The sequence below is a fragment of the Frankia sp. EI5c genome, assembly GCF_001636565.1.
Taxonomy (GTDB): Bacteria; Actinomycetota; Actinomycetes; order Frankiales; family Frankiaceae; genus Parafrankia.
This window is the reverse complement of the sequence record NZ_LRTK01000082.1, coordinates 1-13,536: the sequence shown is the minus strand read 5'-3', so window position 1 is coordinate 13,536 and position 13,536 is coordinate 1. Positions and strand designations below refer to the sequence as shown.

The 13,536-nt window shown below is 71.8% G+C and carries 15 protein-coding genes and 4 pseudogenes; 17 read left to right on the top strand and 2 right to left on the bottom strand.

What is annotated here, in order from left to right:
* The 16 genes and pseudogenes from UG55_RS42195 to UG55_RS22550 form a co-directional block, all read left to right on the top strand.
* Window positions 1-1,643: pseudogene (locus UG55_RS42195) on the top strand (histidine kinase); the annotation flags it as partial.
* A complete protein-coding gene (locus UG55_RS22610; protein WP_006538093.1) occupies window positions 1,643-2,062 on the top strand; it encodes a roadblock/LC7 domain-containing protein in 420 nt (139 codons plus the stop codon). The pseudogene UG55_RS42195 and the gene UG55_RS22610, both read left to right, overlap by 1 nt.
* A 125-nt stretch (window positions 2,063-2,187) precedes the next feature.
* Window positions 2,188-2,385, top strand: a pseudogene (locus UG55_RS42190) (DUF742 domain-containing protein); the annotation flags it as partial.
* A 1-nt stretch (window position 2,386) separates the two neighbouring features.
* On the top strand, window positions 2,387-2,559 hold a 173-nt coding region (locus tag UG55_RS42185; RefSeq protein WP_242424960.1), incomplete at its 5' end, for a DUF742 domain-containing protein.
* The gene (locus tag UG55_RS22600) at window positions 2,540-3,163 is read left to right on the top strand and encodes an ATP/GTP-binding protein (protein WP_066072781.1); all 624 of its coding nucleotides are present in this window, start codon (window positions 2,540-2,542) and stop codon (window positions 3,161-3,163) included. The genes UG55_RS42185 and UG55_RS22600, both read left to right, overlap by 20 nt.
* 62 nt (window positions 3,164-3,225) lie before the next feature.
* Window positions 3,226-4,224 carry a LuxR C-terminal-related transcriptional regulator gene (locus tag UG55_RS22595; protein WP_066072822.1) on the top strand — a complete coding sequence of 333 codons (999 nt, stop codon included), beginning with the start codon at window positions 3,226-3,228 and terminating at the stop codon, window positions 4,222-4,224.
* A 318-nt stretch (window positions 4,225-4,542) separates the two neighbouring features.
* Window positions 4,543-4,608: pseudogene (locus UG55_RS42180) on the top strand (TcmI family type II polyketide cyclase); the annotation flags it as partial.
* Between the two features lies 1 nt (window position 4,609).
* On the top strand, window positions 4,610-4,920 hold a 311-nt coding region (locus UG55_RS22590; protein ID WP_242424955.1), incomplete at its 5' end, for a TcmI family type II polyketide cyclase.
* Window positions 4,921-5,409: 489 nt separating this feature from the next.
* Window positions 5,410-5,667 carry an acyl carrier protein gene (locus UG55_RS22585; protein WP_066072777.1) on the top strand — a complete coding sequence of 86 codons (258 nt, stop codon included), beginning with the start codon at window positions 5,410-5,412 and terminating at the stop codon, window positions 5,665-5,667.
* Window positions 5,668-5,774: 107 nt separating this feature from the next.
* The gene (locus tag UG55_RS22580) at window positions 5,775-6,269 is read left to right on the top strand and encodes an SRPBCC family protein (protein ID WP_066072775.1); all 495 of its coding nucleotides are present in this window, start codon (window positions 5,775-5,777) and stop codon (window positions 6,267-6,269) included.
* An 11-nt stretch (window positions 6,270-6,280) separates the two neighbouring features.
* Window positions 6,281-6,706, top strand: a complete 426-nt coding sequence (locus UG55_RS22575; protein ID WP_066072773.1) for a cupin domain-containing protein — start codon at window positions 6,281-6,283, stop codon at window positions 6,704-6,706.
* Window positions 6,703-8,067, top strand: coding sequence for a beta-ketoacyl synthase (locus UG55_RS22570; protein ID WP_304440447.1), 1,365 nt, complete (start codon window positions 6,703-6,705; stop codon window positions 8,065-8,067). The genes UG55_RS22575 and UG55_RS22570 overlap by 4 nt, the downstream gene beginning before the upstream one ends.
* Window positions 8,064-9,419: a beta-ketoacyl synthase N-terminal-like domain-containing protein gene (locus tag UG55_RS22565; RefSeq protein WP_242424954.1), complete on the top strand. Its 1,356-nt coding sequence runs from the start codon at window positions 8,064-8,066 to the stop codon at window positions 9,417-9,419. Before UG55_RS22570 ends, UG55_RS22565 begins: the two co-directional genes overlap by 4 nt.
* Window positions 9,419-10,156, top strand: a complete 738-nt coding sequence (locus UG55_RS22560; RefSeq protein ID WP_066072771.1) for an SDR family NAD(P)-dependent oxidoreductase — start codon at window positions 9,419-9,421, stop codon at window positions 10,154-10,156. Before UG55_RS22565 ends, UG55_RS22560 begins: the two co-directional genes overlap by 1 nt.
* Window positions 10,156-10,479, top strand: coding sequence for an antibiotic biosynthesis monooxygenase (locus tag UG55_RS22555; RefSeq protein ID WP_066072769.1), 324 nt, complete (start codon window positions 10,156-10,158; stop codon window positions 10,477-10,479). Before UG55_RS22560 ends, UG55_RS22555 begins: the two co-directional genes overlap by 1 nt.
* Before the next feature lie 65 nt (window positions 10,480-10,544).
* Window positions 10,545-10,862: an antibiotic biosynthesis monooxygenase gene (locus UG55_RS22550; protein ID WP_066072815.1), complete on the top strand. Its 318-nt coding sequence runs from the start codon at window positions 10,545-10,547 to the stop codon at window positions 10,860-10,862.
* Window positions 10,863-10,950: 88 nt separating this feature from the next.
* Here UG55_RS22550 and ligD read toward each other — a convergent pair whose 3' ends face one another.
* Both ligD and UG55_RS22540 read right to left on the bottom strand, forming a co-directional pair.
* Complete coding sequence (ligD, locus tag UG55_RS22545) at window positions 10,951-11,928, bottom strand: non-homologous end-joining DNA ligase (protein ID WP_066072765.1); 978 nt, start codon at window positions 11,926-11,928, stop codon at window positions 10,951-10,953.
* Window positions 11,929-12,008: 80 nt separating this feature from the next.
* Window positions 12,009-12,887: a PAS domain-containing protein gene (locus UG55_RS22540; RefSeq protein ID WP_066072813.1), complete on the bottom strand. Its 879-nt coding sequence runs from the start codon at window positions 12,885-12,887 to the stop codon at window positions 12,009-12,011.
* A 335-nt stretch (window positions 12,888-13,222) separates the two neighbouring features.
* Here UG55_RS22540 and UG55_RS22535 point away from each other — a divergent pair.
* A pseudogene (locus tag UG55_RS22535) lies at window positions 13,223-13,536 on the top strand (amidohydrolase); the annotation flags it as partial.

The window sequence follows — 13,536 nt, the reverse complement described above, 5'->3', positions numbered from 1 at the left end:
TGGTCGGTCGGCTGGCCCAGCGGCACGCCGTCCAGGTGCGGCTGCGGCCCTCGCCCTACGGCGGGACGATGGCGATCGTCCTGCTGCCCGAGGCCCTGCTGCGCGAGACCGAGGAGAAGACGGACACCGCCGATCCGCGTGAGTTCGCGGCCGTCGGGGCGGCGAGCGCCGGCACGCAGAACGGCAGCCTCGCGGCCCTCAACGGCCTGGGCGAGGTGCCCAACGACCTCGCCGAACTGGACGCGTCGCTCCCCAGCAGCAACGGCCGCTGGTCGGGTACACCGGGTACGCCGGGCACACCGAACATCTCCGGCGACGAGCACGACGGCGGGGCGGACGCCGCCCAGGCGAAGCTCGGTACCGCTCCCGCCACGGGTCCGCGGACGGACGAGACCCTGATCGACGACCTCCCCGTCTTCGCGACGGCCCGCTCGAGCTGGTTCGTCGCCGACCGGCCCCGGGGCGGGCGGCCGGCGGACGAGGACGGCACGGGCTCGCCGGCCGTGCCCGGCGAGCTGACCAGCCCGATGCCGCTCGCCGAGCTCACCGCCGGGGAAGAGGAAGCCGCCGGGGCCGGAGAGCAGTCGTCCGCGGACGACTCGGACAACTGGGGGACCGGGCGGTACGGCCGGGCGGACCAGGACCCCTCCGACGGGCGCTACCGCTCCTCGGGCTCGCTGTTCAGCCCGCCCGCGAACGGTTCGCTGTTCAGCGCGCCACCCGACACCGGCCAGTTCACCAGCTACCGGCCGGGCGGCTACGACAACGGCGCCTTCGGTGGCTCGGGAGGCACCGAAGGTGACGCCCGCGGTGCCCGCGGCAACATGGGCTACGGCAACGACGGCTACGGCGACGACGGCTACGGCGACGACGCCAACCGGCCCTCGGACTACCCGACCTCGGAAGTCAACCGGGCGAGCTTCACCCCGCCGAACGGCCTGCCCGGCAGCGGGTCCGCCGGTCCCGGCTTCGCTCTGGGGCGTCCGGCGGATCCGCCGGACGGCGCGCTCGAGCCGCTGCCGGGCAGGGATCTGCCGTCACGCCGGCGCGGTCCGCGCGGCACCGGTGGAGATCAGCCGGCATCCGCGCGCCATGGTTCCGAGGAGGGGTACCGGGAGCCGCGCGCCGACCGGGGCGGGGAGTTCGGCCGCCCGCCGCGAGACGGCGGGCAGTACGAGACGCCGCGGGACGGTGGCTACGGCGACCGTGGCTACGGCGACCGTGGCCGGAGCGCCGGCTACTCGGCACCCGGCTACACGGCGGCCACCTCCCCGGGCGATGCGGGCGCCGGCGACGGCTACCGCGCGGGGAACTGGGCGCCGCCTGGCGCGGACGCTGGCCGCACCGGCCGGATGGCCCGCGAGGCGGATCCGGGGCCGGCCGCGACCGGCTTGCCCGCGAACGACGAGGACCCCCTCGGCGAACTGGACGAACTCGGCCTGCCCAAGCGGCGGCGGCGCGCCAACCTGGCACCTCAGCTGCGCCGGGAGAACACGGACGCGAGCCGGTCGGCCGTGGCCGCTGGTCCGCGTTCACCCGAGGAGATCCGCAGCATGATGTCGTCCTTCCAGGCCAACTTCGGCCGTGGAATCGAGGACGGAACGCTGTCCAATGACGGAGATGATGTGAGGAAGGTAACCTGATGCGTCCGCTGGGGCCGTCCGAGAACATGAACTGGTTGCTCAACAACCTGGTCAAGAAGGTCCCCGAGGTCACCTATGTGATCGTGCTTTCTTCGGACGGTCTGCTGCTCGCGACCTCGCGGGGTATGGACCGGGCCACCGCGGACCAGCTGGCCGCGGTCGCCTCCGGATTCAACAGTCTGGCCCGGGGTGCCGGCCGTTTCTTCGGCGGCGGTAACGTGCGGCAGACGATCGTCGAGATGGAAGCGGGATTCCTGTTCGTCACCGCAGTGGGCGACGGATCGTGTCTTGCGATCCTCAGCAGCCCGGGTGCTGACATCGGGTTGATCGCCTATGAGATGGCATTGCTGGTGACGAGGGTGGGTGAGTTTCTGACGCCGGAGCTTCGCGCCGAGATCCAGTCGGCGCTGCCGATCTAGGACCTGTCCGAATGCGGGCGCGGCGGCGCGCCATGGTTCTCCCGGCCCGCTGTGCGGCCGGGAGAACCCATGACGCGCCGGCCGCCGCCGGCACATGACGATCCAAAAAAGGCAGGAGGACCGCGGTGTCAGGGGATGAGGAATGGTTCGACGACGATGCCGGGCCGGTGGTACGGCCCTACGCCGTCACGGGAGGGCGGACTCGCCCCAGCAACCGGACCCTTGATCTGGTGGCGTTGGTCACCACCTCGCCACAGGGCCGCGCGGTCGCAAACTCGCTGGAGCCGGAACAGCGCGCCATTGCGGTGCTCTGTCAGCGGCACNAGTCGGTTGTCGAGATCTCCGCCCGGCTGAACCTGCCGGTCGGAGTCGCGCGTGTCCTCGTCGGCGACATGCTCGATGCCGGGCTGGTGACGGTGTACCGGCCCGAACAACCATCGGACCGCCCCAGCGTGGCGATTATCGAAAAGGTACTCAGTGGACTCCAGGCTCTCTAGGACCCGAGCGGCCGAACCCGCAGCGCCGCATCCGGTCAAAATCATCGTGGCCGGGGGATTCGGGGTGGGGAAGACCACCTTCGTCGGTGCCGTCAGCGAGATTCCTCCGCTTACCACCGAGGCCGCAATGACCTCCGCCAGCATCGGTGTCGACGACACCAGTGCCGTGGCGTCGAAGACAACGACCACGGTGGCGATGGACTTCGGCCGTATCACCCTGGTCGACAGTGTCATTCTGTACCTGTTCGGGACGCCCGGCCAGGACCGTTTCTGGTTCATGTGGGACGAGCTGGTGCTCGGTGCCATCGGAGCGGTCGTGCTGGTGGACACCCGGCGGCTCGCCGACTCCTTCCCGGCGATCGACTACTTCGAGGAGCGCGATATTCCGTTCCTCATCGCGCTGAACCATTTCGACGGCGCGCGTCGCTACCGCAGCGAGGACATTCGCGCGGCGCTGGACCTGGATCCGCGCCGGCCGATGGTGCTCTGCGACGCCCGCCAGCGGGAGTCCGTCCGCCAGTCGCTCATCGCGCTCGTCCGGCACGCCCTTGAGGTGGTGTCGGCGGAGAGTCAGCGTCCCGGACTGCCGACTGGCACCCGGTGAGCGGCACCGCGCGTGCCACCCCGGCGCCCGCGGACCATTCGATCCGACCCGGGAAGGGGATCTTGCTCGAGTTCCTCGGTCTTGACGACGTCACGCTCGCTGCCTACCGGCTGTGGCTACGACATCCTGAAATGGGTGTCGACGGGGTTGCCGCCGCCGTCGGCCAGCCCGCGGGGGCGGTCCGCCGATCACGAGATCGGCTCGTCGAGCTGTCACTGTTGTTGCCGTCGACCGAGCGTCCGGGCCACCTGGTGGCCGTGCATCCGGAGGCCGGTCTGGAACATCTGCTCCAGGCCCAGCACGAAGCACTGATCCGCCGGCACGAGCGGCTCGTGCGGGCGAGGGCACAGGTCAACACCTTCGTCTCCGAGTACCTGGACAACCGGCCCGGTGGGGACGGCGCGGAGGTCGAGCACATCGACAGCGCCGACCAGGCCAGGGTCGAACTGTTAACCCTTCTCGGCCGGTCCGAGAAGGAGGTGCTGGCGCTGCACACCCGCCAGGGGATGCCGCCGGCGCTCACCGCGGAGGTCCTCCCGGTGGAACTGCGCGCACTGCGGCGCGGCGTGACGATGCGCAGTGTGCTGCCGCGCACGGTCAACACCGACGAGACCGGGGTCGGGTATGTCCGGACGGTCGCCTCGCACGGCCTGGAGGCGCGGGTCACCGACGACCCCCGCATCGACGCCACGACGGTGGACGGCAGGGTCGGGCTGGTGCAGTTCATCTCGCCGGGCGCGGACCAGCTGGCGCTGATCGTGCGCTCGCCGGCGCTCGCGAACCTGGTCACCCAGCTGTTCGAGCAGGTCTGGGAGAGCGCCGAGCCGCTGGCCTCCCCCGATGGCGGGGTGGCGGAGAACGGGGCCGACGACCGGCCCAGCGACACCGAGCGGCTGCTGCTGCGCCTGCTGAGCCTGGGTGTCAAGGACGAGGCCGCGGCCCGGCATCTCGGGGTCTCGGTCCGCACGGTCCGGCGCATGGTCGCGGACCTGATGATGCGCCTCGATGCGCGCAGCCGATTCCAGGCCGGGACGGTCGCCGCCCGCCGAGGATGGTTGTAACGATGTTGTGATCAGCTGGTCTGTGCGTTGGCAGTAGATGGTCAGGGCAACTTCCTGCCACCCGGTTCGCCGGACAGAAGTGCCGAAGAGCCGCATGATTCCGATGAGCAACCGGAATGCACCTGCCTGGCAGGTTCCACCACAGCAGGAACCTGTCAGGGATCTCCGCCGATCCGCGGACACACGCGATACCGGTGGCTCTGCGCGTCAGTGCCGGGCGCGACCGACTCCAGCCGCCGTGAACCTCAGGGTCCGGCGGTGGCGGGCCGCCCGCGCCCGGCGCAGCCAGTTCACCCTCACTCCGAAAGAGGAGATCGAGTGCCGACGGAATCCGGCTCGGTTCCGAACCAGAGCACGCCCACCCAGCGGACGCTGATTGTCGCCNGAATGGGTCCAGACGACGCCGGCGCGGTCGCCGACATCTTCGCGGAGTCGGATGCCGGTGAGCTTCCACACCTGGTGGGCGTCGCCCGGCGTGATCTGTTTCGTTTCCATGGCCTCTACTTTCATCTCATTGAAAGCCGGGCGGACATCAACGGGACGCTTCCGCCGGTGCGGGACCATCCGCTGTTCGTCGACGTGAACAGCAAGTTGGAGAAGTACATCACCGCCTACGACCCACAGACCTGGCGTGGCCCGCGGGACGCGATGGCGCAGAGCTTTTACACCTGGGTGGCCGATCAGAGCGGTTCCTGACACCCCCGGGGCCACCTCCGGTACGCAGGCCCGGCGCCGCGCGTCGTTCCCGAGCCCTGCCTGACACGCCGACGTGCCCGGCAGCGCCGCCCGCCGCGCCGGGGTGCGTACATCCTGCCGGGGAACACCCCCGGCCGGTACCCGGCCGTTGACCGCCGGCTCTCCCGGCGGTGGCCCGCCGTCCACCGACGGCGGACGCCTGACAGCGGACACCTGCGGCGGACCCCGCCGCCGGCAGTGCCCGAGCACCCCTCGTCCGGTCCGAGGTCGGCCCGTCCCGAAGTTCTCCCGTTCCTGAAGCCCCGCGCCCGCCGTTGTGCCGCGACGGCCTCAGGTGGACCCCCAGATCGGCCGCCAGGCCGACCAGGACGGCCGGCGCGCCGCCGCGGCTCAAGCCGTCGGCCGGCGCCCGGCGCCCGCCCGGCCCCGCGAGTTCCATGTCACAACAGTGCTCCGCCTGTGCGGAAAATGTGGGAAGGAATAAAACGCATGTCAACGCAGTGGACCGCTGACGAGCTTCTCGGTTTCCTTGAGGAGCAGGCAGGTCTCCCGCCGGAGGACCGGCCGGCGAACCTCGACGTGACGTTCACCGACATCGGCCTGGACTCGCTCGCCTATCTACAGCTGCAGGCGGAGGTCCAGGAGCGTTTCGGTGTGGACCTCCCCAACGAGGCGCCCGAGGGCTTCACCCTGGCCGACATCATGGCCACCGTGAACAACGCGCTGCTGGAACCCGAGCTCGCCTGAGCGGCGCAGGACCCGGCAAAGGCCGGCCGCCGTCCGGCCCGGGAAACCATGCCGGCGGCGGCCGCCCCCAGCTTTTTGTTCCGTCAGCCAGCAGAGCGGAGAAGCACGTGAGCGGACACACTGACAACTCGATTTTCATTGATGCCGACATCGACCTCGTCTGGTCGATGACGAACGACCTGGAGTCCTGGCCCCAGCTGTTCACCGAGTACGCCTCGGTGGAGATCCTGGAGCGTACGGACAACACCTTCAAGTTCCGGCTCACGATGCACCCCGACGAGTCGGGGACGGCCTGGAGCTGGGTTTCCGAGCGGATTCTCGACCCGGTGAACCACAAGGTCCGCGCCTATCGGGTGGAGACCGGTCCCTTCGAGTACATGCACATCGAGTGGACCTACCTGCCGGAGGGGACGGGCACCCGCATGCGGTGGGTCCAGGACTTCCAGATGCGGCCGTCCGCCCCGGCGAACGACGAGCAGATGACCGCCCGGATCAACACCAACACCCCCCGCGAGATGGCCGCCATCCGCGACAAGGTCGAGCAGGCCGCCCGTGCCGGTGCCACCGCGCTGGTAGGCAGCCAGGTCCCCGAACAGGTCTGAGGAGTAGCCCGGTGAGCACCGCAACCCCGCCCGCGTCCCTGACGGTCCCCAAAGTCCTCTCGATCCACGACGTGCCCGCCAACCGGCGTCGCGGCGGCGACATCCGCACGCTGCTCTCGCCGGCGACGGTCGGCGCGAAGTCCGGCTTCCTGGGCACCCTCACTCTCCAGCCCGGCGAGGTGGTGACCGAGCACTGGCACCCCTACTCCGAGGAGTTCCTCTACTGCGTGTCCGGGGCGGTCACCGCGCGCCTCGACGGTGAGCACACCGCGCTGTCGGCCGAGCATGGCCTGTTGATCCCGATCGGGATGCGGCACCGGATCGTGAACACCGGCGACGAGGTGGCCTTCCTCGTCTTCCACCTCAGCCCGCTCGCGCCGCGGCCGGACCTGGGGCACGTCGACACCGAACCGCTGCCCGAGCAGCCGCAGCCGTGAGCGAACCGATCAGGCGGGCGCGGCCGGAGGGTGCCCGCTCGGCGGCGTCCAAAGGCAGCGGGCCGCGTCGCGCCGCGGTGACCGGGATCGGCGTGGTCGCGCCCGGTGGCTCGACCCGCAAGGAGTTCTGGAGCCTGCTGACCGACGGCCGCACCGCCACTAGGCGGCTGTCCCTCTTCGACCCGTCGCCCTTCCGCTCCCAGGTCGCCGCCGAGTGCGACTTCGATCCGCTGAGCGCCGGGCTCACCCGCCAGGAGGTCGCCCGCAACGACCGCTTCGTCCAGTTCGCGCTCGCCGCGGCGATCGAGGCCGTGGCGGACAGCGGGCTGGAGCTCGGTCTCGATGACGGTGAAGGCCGCGCGACCAGCGAGCGTGACCCGGACGACGGGCCGATCGTCGGCGTCAGCATGGGCAGCGCGGTCGGCGCGACCACCAGGCTGGAGAACGAGTACGTCGTCGTCAGCGACAGCGGCAAGCTGTGGGAGGTCGACCCGCGGTACGCGAGCTCGTTCCTCTACCACGCGCTCGTGCCGAGCTGCCTGGCGACGGAGATCGCCTGCCGGTTCGGCGCGCACGGCCCGTCGTTCGTCGTCTCCACCGGCTGCACCTCCGGTATCGACGCCGTGGGCTACGGCCACCAGCTCATCGCCGACGGCGAGGCCGACATCGTGATCGCCGGGGCGTCCGACGCCCCGCTGTCGCCGATCTCGATCGCCTGCTTCGACGCGATCCGGGCCACCTCGGCCCGCAACGACGATCCGGAGCACGCCTCCCGGCCGTTCGACCTCAGCCGGGACGGGTTCGTCATGGGTGAGGGCAGCGCCGTCCTCATCCTGGAGGAGCTGGAGCATGCCCGGGCCCGCGGCGCGCACATCTACTGCGAGGTCGGTGGCTACGCCTCCCGGTCGAACGCGTTCCACATGACCGGCCTGCGCCCCGACGGCGTCGAGATGGCCGAGGCCGTCCGGATCGCCCTCGACCAGGCCAGGCTGGACCCGACCGCGGTGGACTACGTCAACGCGCACGGATCGGGCACCAAGCAGAACGACCGGCACGAGACGGCCGCCTTCAAGCGCTCCCTGGGCGCGCACGCCTACGAGGTGCCCGTCAGCTCGATCAAGTCCATGGTCGGCCACTCGCTGGGTGCCATCGGCTCCATCGAGCTCGCCGCCTGCGCGCTGGCGATCGAGCACGACGTCGTGCCGCCGACGGCGAACTGGACCACCCGGGACCCCGAGTGCGACCTGGACTACGTCCCGAACATCGCCCGGGACCGCAAGGTCGACGTCGCGCTGTCCGTGGGCAGCGGGTTCGGCGGGTTCCAGTCCGCGATCGTGCTGGCCGCGACGGGAGTGTCATGACCGCCCTCGAACCGTCCGCCGACCCGAGCGGCGGCGCGGTGGGCGCGGTGGGCGCGGTGGGCACCGTCGGCACGGTCGCGCGGCCGGCCGCCCGGAGCCGGGGCGGGGTGCCCGCCCCCGCGGTCCGGCCGGTCATCACCGGGCTGGGGGTCATCTCGCCGAGCGGGGTGGGCACCGAGGAGCACTGGGCCTCGACGCTGCGCGGCGAGCTGCGGATCGCCCCGATCACCCGCTTCGAGACCGACCGCTACGAATCGCGGCTCGCCGGCGAGATCACCGGGTTCGTCGCCGAGAACTTCGTCGACCACCGCTACTTGGTGCAGACCGACCGGTGGACCTGGCTGGGCATGGCCGCCTCCAGGCTGGCGATGGCGGACGCCGGCTACGACCCGGCCGACCACGACCCGTACGAGACGTCCGTCGTGTTCGGCGCCGGTTCCGGCGGCAACGACTTCGGCCAGCGGGAGCTCTCCCGGCTGTGGACGCGCGGGCGCACCGCGGTCAGCGTCTACCAGTCGATCGCCTGGTTCTACGCGGCGACGACCGGTCAGACGTCGATCCGGCACGGCCTCAAGGGCCCGTCCGGTGTCCTGGTCAGTGACACCGCCGGGGGCCTGGACAGCCTCGCGCAGGCCCGGCGCACGATCCGGCGCGGCACACCGACCGTGCTCGCCGGCGGCGCCGAGTGCGGACTGACTCCCTACGCGCTGACCTGCCACCTCAGCAGCGGGCGGGTCAGCACCGCGACGGACCCGGCGGCCGGTTACAAGCCGTTCGACGTGCGGGCGAACGGCTACCTGCCCGGTGAGGGCGGGGCGACGCTGCTCGTCGAGGATCCGGCCGGCGCGGCCCGCCGCGGCGCCCGGGTGTACGCCGAGATCGCCGGCTACGCCGCGACCCATGACGCCGCCCACTACGAGCAGGCCCCGGGCGACCCGCGCTGGCTCGCCGCGGCGATGCGGCGCGCGCTGGCCGACGCCGACCTGAGCCCGGCCGACGTCGACGTCGTGTTCGCCGACGGTGCCGGCTCCCCGGACCTCGACGCGCTGGAGGCGGCGGCCATCCGCTCCGTCTTCGGTACCGGTGCCGTGCCCGTCACGGCGCCGCAGGGGCTGATCGGACGCCTGTGCGCGGGCGGCTCGGCGGTGGCCGCGGCCACCGCCCTGCTCTCGATCCGCGACGGCGTGATCCCCGCGGTCGGCAACCTGGACGAACCGGATCCCGCCCACGGGCTGGATCTGGTGCGGACGCCTCGGGAAGGCCGGGTCCGGGTCGCGCTCGTCAACGCGCGCGGCCACGGCGGCTTCAACAGCTCGCTCGTTCTGCGAGCGGTCGATAGAGAGGAACACTGATGTTTCCAGACCTGGCCGGCAAGCGTGCCCTGGTCACCGGTGGCACCCGCGGCATCGGCCGGTCCGTCGCGCTTGGGCTCGCCCAGGCCGGCGCCACCGTCGTCGTCGGTCACCAGCGGGAGACCGAGGACGCCGAGAGCCTGCGCCGCGAGCTCAAGGCCACCGGCAACGAGCACCTGCTGGTGCAGGCCGACGTCGCCGACCCCGCCCAGATCACCGAGCTGATCTCGGCCACCGGCAGCCATCTCGGCGGCCTCGACATCGTGGTGAACAGCGTCGGCACGATCAGCCACATCCCCTACGCCCAGCTGCCGCTGGAGGCGTGGACCCAGGTGCTGGCCACCAACCTCACCGCGACCCACCTGGTCACCCAGGGCGCCCTCGAACTGCTCGGGAACTCCGGCTCGGTGGTCAACATCGGTTCCGGCGCCGGGCTGGTCGGCGTGCCGCTGCGTGCCCACTACACCGCCGCGAAGACCGGCCTCATCGGCCTCACCCGCTCGCTGTCCAAGGAGCTCGGCTCGAAGGGCGTCCGGGTGAACCTGGTCTCGCCGGGAGTCATCGAGACCGACCAGGCCGCCGGCATGCCCGAAGCCGCCCGCACGGCCTACACCAACCGGATCCCGCTCGGCCGGCTCGGCGAGGCCCACGAGGTCGCCGCCGTCGTCCTGTTCCTCGCCAGTGACGTCTCCAGCTACGTCAACGGCGCCACCTTCACGGTCGACGGAGGCATCTGATGGGTCACCCGCAGCCGTTCCGCATCATCCTCACCATGCACATCCACCCCGGCCGCGAGCAGGAGTTCGAGCAGACCTGGCTGCGGATCGGGGACGGGGTGACCAGCCACCCGGCCAACCTGGGGCAGTGGCTGATCCGCTCCGAGGACGAGCCGAGCACCTACCTCATCATCAGTGACTGGGTGGACGAGGCGCAGTTCCGCGAGTTCGAGCAGAGCCCGGGCCACCTGGAGCACCGCAAGATCCTGCATCCGCTGCGCGCCAGTGGGTCGATGGTGACCGGCACGGTGCTCACCCACCTGGTCGGCGCGGCGGCGGCGTGACCGCCGGCGAGGAGGCGGCGGCGGGTTCCGCCGTCGCCGCCGCGACCGGCGGCCGGGTCCGGGTGATGCTCTGGGCGGTCGAACCGCCCGAGGATCCCGGCGCGGTGGAGCGGGCCTACCACGAGATCAGCTCCAAGCTCGTGGGCACCCCCGGCCTGCTCGGTAACCGCCTGCTGCGCTCGGCCGCCGAGCCGTCCCACTTCGCCGTGGTCAGCGAGTGGAGCAGCATGGCGGAATTCGCCGAGTGGGAGACCGGGGCCGATCACAAGCCGGCCACCTCGCCGCTGCGGCCCCTGCAGGATCCGGCGAGGCGGGCGGCCATCTACACCGAGGTCGCCGCCTACGGCCCCGACGGCCCGTTCACGGCGCCCGACGGCGGCTGATCCACCGCCGGGCCGGTTGAGGTTGGGGCCGTGACCGAACCACCGGTCACGGCCTCAACTTCCGCGTGGCCCCGACTTCCGCGTGGACTCAGCCTTCGCGGGTGGGACGACCGGTGTCCTCCCGCACGGCGTCGAGCGGATCCACGTCGTCGCGCAGGCCCTTGAAGGACGGGTGGCGCAGGCGGCCGTCGGGCGTCCACGCGGTGTACTCGACCTCGGCGACCAGCATGGGCTCGACCCAGACCGCGGTGCGCGCCTGGTCGCGCCCGACGTCGGGGAACGGCGGCCGGTCGGTGCGCAGCGGGGCGAGCAGTTCCGCGAGCCGGGCCAGCGTGGCCTCGGAGAAGCCGGTGCCGACCTGGCCGGCGTAGCGCGGCCCCGCCGGGGTGGACACCCCGACGAGCAGCGCGCCGACGCGGTCGGCCCGCCGGCCCGCGCCCGGCTCCCAGCCGCCGATCACCACGCTCTGCCGGCGGACGTTCTTGACCTTCACCCAGTCCGGGCTGCGCCGGCCCGGCCGGTAGGGCGAGGCCCGGCGCTTGGCCACCACGCCTTCCAGCCCGGCCGCGGCGCTCGCCCCGAGCACGGCCTCGCCGGCACCCGGCGGCCCGCCGGGAAAGGAGTCCGGCACCTCGATACCCGGCAGCGCCGCCAGCCGCGCCCGCCGGGCGTCGTAGGGCTGGTCCAGCAGCTCCCGCCCGGCCAGGACGAGCAGGTCGAACACCAGGTACCGGACGGGGACGGCGGCCGCGGCCCGGCGCACCCGGTGCGGGTCGGTGAGGTGGATCCGGTGCGCGAGCAGGGCGAAGTCGGGCACACCGCCCGCACCGAAGGCGACGATCTCACCGTCCAGAACCGCCTCGGTGGGACCGAGCGCGCCCGCGACGGCCGCCAGCTCCGGGTAGGTCGCCGTCATGTCCCGCCCGGAACGGCCGTACGCGCGCAGCCGGCCGCCCGAGATCTCCGTCAGTACCCGCACGCCGTCCCACTTGATCTCATACGCCCAGCCCGCACCGTGGGGAAGGTCCCCGGGGACGGCGAGCATCGGGGCGAGCGGTGCTGGCATCGCGGGTGAGGCTACGCCGGGTGGCGCCGCGCCGCGGCCCGTGCCGGCACGGCGCGCGTCAGGCGGCGAGGTACCGCGTGTCAGGCGGCGAGGTACGGGGTGCTGTCGGGGGCGTCCGACGTCTCGGCGAAGAACAGGAAGCAGCGGGTGCCGACGAACTCGCCGTCGCGGGTCACCGCGCTGGAGTAGACCCGCATCGGCAGCAGCGAGCCGTCGAGGCGCCGGATCGTGGTCGGGAAGTTGAGGATCGCCTTCTCGGTGGTCAGCGACCCGCCGAGCGCGATCAGATGCTCCTCGACGGCGAAGATGCTCAGCAGGTTCTGGCCGACGAACCTGTCGGGCTCGTCGGCACAGCCGAGGAACTCCAGGTGCACCTGGTTGGTCCGCCGGACCTCGGCGGCGCGGGCCATGGCGTGCAGCGGCACGGGCAGCAGCTCGAAGAGATCCTCCAGCTCCTTCGTCAGCGCGGTGACCCGGTCCTCCCCGAGCTCGTCGACGAACCGGCTGACGTCGGTCTCGCTCCACTGCTCGTGCCACACCCGGGTGTCGGACTCGTCGGTCCCCGGGAGGGATCCGCGGAACGCGGGCCGGGTGACCAGGCGCAGGATGCCGCCGTCGGCCTCGCCGTTGGCGTCGAGCAGGGCGCTGGCCGTCGTCCCGTCCGCCCGCCGCAGTTCGACGGGCAGGTTGTGAAGGGCGTACCCGTCGACCGCCGCGGCGGTCACCCGCTCCCAGACGTCGGCGCCGAGCAGGGTGCGCGCGGACGGCTTCGCCGGGCCCGTCCCGCCGGGCGCGTCGGCCCAGCCGGCGAGGCGGCGCTGTGCCGGGTTCGCCCGCCGGACGCCGCCGTTGAAATCGGTGACCATGATTCCGATGTTCGAGTTCTCGAAGAGGTCCACGAGCTCCCGCAGGTAGTCGGCGGCGGGGGTCGCGGCGTACTGGGTGGCATCGATGGGCATGTGGACCAGCCTTTCCACGGCGCGTCGTCCTCTGCTGCCCGCGGCTTTCGTTCCCTGCCGCGGAGCTGATGCCGGGAAGAATCACCCTGGCTGGTAGCGCGCCCCCAACGGACTGGTAGCGGGCCGGCAGCCCGGGTAGCGCCTGGCCGCTACCCGCCGGGCTCGGGCCGGGGCGCGAGCCTCCGTGGCCGTTCCAGTCGTATTTCTGGCCGACGATGCGGCGACGGCCAGAGGGGTGAGGCGTAAAAGTAGCAGTACGTCGCCGGGGCCACTGTTGTCGACCCGCCGAGGCGTATTCCGGTGTGTATTCCCGATCCCGCAGCCCGAGGTGGATCATGAACATCGACGACATGATCCTGGTGAGCATCGACGACCACGTCGTCGAGCCGCCGGATATGTTCGACAACCACGTGCCGGCCCGCCTGGCCGATCAGGCCCCCCATGTGGAAACCGACGAAAACGGCGTCGACCAGTGGATTTACCAGGGCCGGGCCACCGGTGTGGTGGGTCTGAACGCGGTCGTCTCCTGGCCGGCGGAGGAATGGGGGATCGACCCGGCCGGGTTCGCGGAGATGCGGCCGGGGGTGTACGACATCCATGACCGGGTGCGGGACATGGACCGCAACGGGATCCTGGCCTCGATGTGCTT

Excerpts from the sequence above, each read along its gene's own strand:
- UG55_RS22585 (WP_066072777.1), top strand. The coding sequence starts at position 5,410 with ATGTCAACGCAGTGGACCGCTGACGAGCTTCTCGGTTTCCTTGAGGAG.
- UG55_RS22610 (WP_006538093.1), top strand. The coding sequence starts at position 1,643 with ATGCGTCCGCTGGGGCCGTCCGAGAACATGAACTGGTTGCTCAACAAC.
- UG55_RS22555 (WP_066072769.1), top strand. The coding sequence starts at position 10,156 with ATGGGTCACCCGCAGCCGTTCCGCATCATCCTCACCATGCACATCCAC.
- ligD (WP_066072765.1), bottom strand. The coding sequence starts at position 11,928 with ATGCCAGCACCGCTCGCCCCGATGCTCGCCGTCCCCGGGGACCTTCCC.
- UG55_RS22560 (WP_066072771.1), top strand. The coding sequence starts at position 9,419 with ATGTTTCCAGACCTGGCCGGCAAGCGTGCCCTGGTCACCGGTGGCACC.
- UG55_RS22550 (WP_066072815.1), top strand. The coding sequence starts at position 10,545 with ATGCTCTGGGCGGTCGAACCGCCCGAGGATCCCGGCGCGGTGGAGCGG.
- UG55_RS22540 (WP_066072813.1), bottom strand. The coding sequence starts at position 12,887 with ATGCCCATCGATGCCACCCAGTACGCCGCGACCCCCGCCGCCGACTAC.
- UG55_RS22565 (WP_242424954.1), top strand. The coding sequence starts at position 8,064 with ATGACCGCCCTCGAACCGTCCGCCGACCCGAGCGGCGGCGCGGTGGGC.